This window comes from uncultured Vibrio sp., from assembly GCF_947488985.1.
Taxonomy (GTDB): Bacteria; Pseudomonadota; Gammaproteobacteria; order Enterobacterales; family Vibrionaceae; genus Vibrio.
Window position 1 is genome coordinate 1 of the sequence record NZ_CANLBV010000317.1, and the last position, 397, is coordinate 397.

Annotated in this window: 1 protein-coding gene; it reads right to left on the reverse strand. The window is 47.9% G+C overall.

The genetic code is table 11. The features are described from left to right. Positions 1-397: cadherin-like domain-containing protein (locus tag Q1A70_RS20505; protein ID WP_299695914.1), on the reverse strand; the 397-nt coding region annotated here is incomplete at both ends.

The window sequence follows — 397 nt, forward strand, 5'->3', positions numbered from 1 at the left end:
CATTCGCAAGTAACTGCTCTTGGCTTAGCGTGATGGAGCCATCTTCGTCGACTGAGTAAGCAAGATCACCCGCTACCGGCGCATCGTTGATTGGTAGTACATCCACGTTGATGACCGTTTCAACTTCTGCGCCGTCTTCATCACGAATGGTCACATCAAGCTGAACTTGACCATTGAAGTTCTCATTCGGTGCGAAGCTGCATGTCCCATCGCCATTGATTGAGAAGATGCCGTCAGGACCATCGTAACTGATTCCTACCAGCTCAACATCGCCTTCAATATCTGAAGCGTTAAGCAGCATTTGTGATTCACTGAATGTCAGTACAGAATCTTCGTCAATGGTGTATGACGTTGGACCGGCAACAGGTGGATCATTCACCTCAAGAACGTTAATACC